Annotated in this window: 4 protein-coding genes; 3 read left to right on the plus strand and 1 reads right to left on the minus strand. The window is 71.5% G+C overall.

Annotated elements, in window-relative coordinates:
- Positions 1 to 1,561: DEAD/DEAH box helicase (locus tag G6028_RS04750; RefSeq protein ID WP_182658203.1), on the minus strand; the 1,561-nt coding region annotated here is incomplete at its 3' end.
- A 66-nt stretch (positions 1,562 to 1,627) separates the two neighbouring features.
- Between G6028_RS04750 and G6028_RS04755 the strand changes: the two genes are divergently transcribed.
- The 3 genes from G6028_RS04755 to G6028_RS04765 all read left to right on the plus strand — a co-directional run.
- The gene (locus G6028_RS04755) at positions 1,628 to 2,407 is read left to right on the plus strand and encodes a 3'(2'),5'-bisphosphate nucleotidase CysQ (RefSeq protein WP_422110520.1); all 780 of its coding nucleotides are present in this window, start codon (positions 1,628 to 1,630) and stop codon (positions 2,405 to 2,407) included.
- A gap of 10 nt (positions 2,408 to 2,417) precedes the next feature.
- On the plus strand, positions 2,418 to 3,218 hold the full coding sequence (locus tag G6028_RS04760) for a thymidylate synthase (RefSeq protein ID WP_182609993.1): 801 nt from the start codon (positions 2,418 to 2,420) through the stop codon (positions 3,216 to 3,218).
- 29 nt (positions 3,219 to 3,247) lie between these two features.
- On the plus strand, positions 3,248 to 3,498 hold a 251-nt coding region (locus G6028_RS04765; RefSeq protein ID WP_194306829.1), incomplete at its 3' end, for a dihydrofolate reductase.

Raw genomic sequence — 3,498 nt, forward strand, 5'->3', positions numbered from 1 at the left:
CGAAGTCCGCCGACGGGTATTTGCCCGCCAACATGTCGAGTGTCGCCTCGAACGCCGACCGCGGCAGCCCGACGAACGGGGCGGTCCGACGCACGGCGGCGAACCAGTCCTCGACGTCGATCGACTCGAGCGCGCACGCGGCCACCGTCTGCTGCGCGAGGACGTCCAACGGGTTGGTGATGACCGACATCGTCTCGATCGCGCCGGCGACCATCCTCTCCACGGTCACCGCACTGTGGAGGAGGTCGGCGCGGTGCTTGGGGAACACGGCCGCGCGGGAGACCTCGCCGACCTGGTGACCGGCGCGGCCCACCCGCTGGAGCCCCGAGGCCACGGACGGTGGGGACTCGACCTGCACGACCAGGTCCACCGCGCCCATGTCGATGCCCAGCTCGAGCGACGAGGTGGCCACCACCGCGCGTAGCCGACCCGATTTGAGGGCGTCCTCGATGAGCGCCCGTCGCTCCTTGGACACCGATCCGTGATGGGCCATGGCCAGCTCCGCGGGGGCGCCGCGCGAGACCTCGGACGGCACCATGATCTGCGCGGGTGGGCGGGCTGGCGCCGGCGGCAGGGAGCCCGGATCGGTGTCCTCGGCGTGGATCTCGTTGAGCCGCGCGGTCAGCCGCTCGGCCAGGCGGCGGGAGTTGACGAACACGATCGTCGAGCGGTGCGCCGTGACCAGGTCCACCACCTGACGCTCGACGTGCGGCCAGATCGACCCCTCGCCCGGCGTCCCGGGCGGAGCGGTGACGTCCGAGCCGGCCGAGGACAGGTCCGCCATGTCCTCCACGGGCACCCGGACCGTGAGCTCGAAGCGCTTGTCGGATCCCGGCGCCACCACGGTCACCGGCCGCTCGCCCGCGAGGAAGCGGGCCACCTCGGAGTGCGGCCGGACGGTGGCGGACAGGCCCACCCTCCGGGCGGGGGTGTCCAGCAGGTCGTCCAGTCGCTCGAGACTGAGGGCGAGGTGGGCGCCGCGCTTACTGGCGGCCACCGCGTGGATCTCGTCGATGATCACCGTGTCGACCGTGGCCAGGGTCTCCCGTGCGGCCGAGGTGAGGAGCAGGAAGAGCGACTCGGGGGTGGTGACCAACACGTGCGGTGGCCGCGACCGCTGCCGCCGGCGTTCCTCGGGCGGCGTGTCACCGGTGCGGATCCCCACCGTCACCTCCGCGGTCTCCACGCCCAGGGACGCGGCCTCGCGCGCGATCCCGGCGAGCGGCGCCCGGAGATTGCGCTCGACGTCCACGGCCAGCGCCTTGAGCGGGGAGATGTAGAGCACACGGGTGCCGGGCGGGGGTGCGCCTGTGCTGTCACCGTCGCTGGTACTGGTACTGGTGCTGGTACTGGTGCTGTGGCCGCCGCCCAACATGAGTCGGTCGAGCGAGTCCAGGAACGCCGAGAGGGTCTTGCCCGACCCCGTGGGGGCCACGACGAGCGTGTGGGCGCCGCTCGCCAGGGACGCCCACGCCCCCTCCTGCGCGGGGGTGGGCCGGTCGAACGCCCCACGGAACCACGAGGCTGTGGCCGGGTGGAACCGCTCCAGTGCGTCGGACATGAACTCATGATGTCGCACGCCCACGACATCGGCCCGACCCGCGCCCCACCTCCGTAGAGTGTCGGTATGCGCAAGACTGTGAGCATGCACAGCGACAGCATGCGCGATCTCGACGACGACGACCTCGCCTGTTTCCTCGCCACGGGGATCGGTGACATCGTCCGGGGCACGCGCGCCGGGGGGCTGCTCCGCGGGCGCTCGCTCGCCCGTGTCGCCAACGAGGTCGCGCAGAACTGGACCGACGAGGTGCTGGCCGTGCACCGCCCGGATGACGGAACGCTCTCCGAGGGGGTCTCGGACGATCTCAGCAGGCTGGACAAATCCCGCGTCTGGATCATCGACGTGATCGACGGCACCAAGGAGTTCTCGACGGGCCGCTCGGACTGGTCGGTTCACGTGGCACTCGTCGTCGACGGCCGGCCCACCGTCGCCTCCGTGGGGCTGCCGGACTCGGGGCGGGTATTCCGCTCGGACCAGGTCGATCACGTGGACGGCCCCCATTCGGGGACCATGGTGATCAGCCGCAACAACCCCCCGCCGGGGGCGCTCCAGGTCGCGGACGCGGTCGGCCTGGAGGTGCGGCCCATGGGCTCGGCCGGTGCCAAGATGCTCTCCGTCCTGCTCGGCGACGCGGACGCCTACCTCCACGCCGGGGGGCAGGACGAGTGGGACCAGGCCGCGCCGGTCGGCGTCGCCCTGGCCGCGGGGTTGCACGCCTCCCGCCTCGACGGGACGCCGATCCGGTTCAACAAACCCGACACCCACTCCCCGGACGTCCTGATCTGTCGCCCCGAGCTCACCGAGAAGATCCTGGCCGCGCAGGCCGCGCAGGCGACTCGAACGTAGACTGCAGGTCATGACCGTCCCCACCCCGTACGAGGACCTGCTCCGACTCGTCCTGGAGCAGGGCACCGCCAAGGCCGACCGCACGGGAACGGGCACCCGCAGCCTGTTCGGCCACCAGCTGCGCTATGACCTGGCGGCGGGATTCCCGCTGATCACCACCAAGCGCGTCCACTTCAAGTCGGTGGCCTACGAGCTGCTGTGGTTCCTGCGCGGCGACTCCAACGTGGGCTGGTTGCGCGAGAACGGCGTGAGCATCTGGGACGAGTGGGCTGACGAGCGCGGCGAGCTCGGACCCGTCTACGGCGTGCAGTGGCGGTCCTGGCCCACCCCCGACGGCCGGCACGTGGACCAGATCGCGAACGCCGTGGACCTGCTGCGCACCGACCCCGATTCGCGGCGCAACATCGTCTCGGCGTGGAACGTGGGCGAGCTGACGGACATGGCCCTGCCGCCCTGCCACCTGCTGTTCCAGTTCTACGTGGCCGACGGCAAGCTGAGCTGCCAGCTCTACCAGCGCAGCGCCGACCTCTTCCTGGGGGTGCCGTTCAACATCGCCTCCTACTCGCTGCTCACCCACATGGTGGCGCAGCAGGTCGGGCTCGAGGTGGGCGAGTTCATCTGGACCGGGGGCGACTGCCACATCTACGACAACCACGTCGAGCAGGTCAGGACGCAGCTGGCCCGCGAGGCCTTCCCCTACCCGGAGCTGCGCCTGCGCCGCGCGGACTCGGTCTTCGACTACCGCTTCGAGGACTTCGACGTGGTCGGATACGAGCACCACCCGGGCATCAAGGCCCCGGTCGCGGTCTGAGCCGGGAGACGACGACCGTGCCGGTCCGGATGGTGTGGGCGCAGGCCCGCGGCGGGGTGATCGGCGACGGTCGTGACATGCCCTGGCACATCCCCGAGGACCTGGCGTACTTCAAGCAGGCGACCACCGGGCGCCCCGTCGTGATGGGCCGGGCCACCTGGGACTCGATCCCCGCCCGCTTCCGGCCCCTGCCCGGTCGCCGCAACATCGTGTGCACCCGGGACGCCGGGTGGTCGGCCGAGGGCGCGGAGAGGGCGGCCTCTGTGCCCGCGGCGCTGGC

This window comes from Dietzia cercidiphylli, from assembly GCF_014145145.1.
GTDB lineage: Bacteria > Actinomycetota > Actinomycetes > Mycobacteriales > Mycobacteriaceae > Dietzia > Dietzia natronolimnaea.

What these genes read in the sequence shown, in the direction of transcription:
- G6028_RS04760 (WP_182609993.1), top strand. Translation starts at nt 2,418, where the DNA reads ATGACCGTCCCCACCCCGTACGAGGACCTGCTCCGACTCGTCCTGGAG.
- G6028_RS04755 (WP_422110520.1), top strand. Translation starts at nt 1,628, where the DNA reads ATGCGCAAGACTGTGAGCATGCACAGCGACAGCATGCGCGATCTCGAC.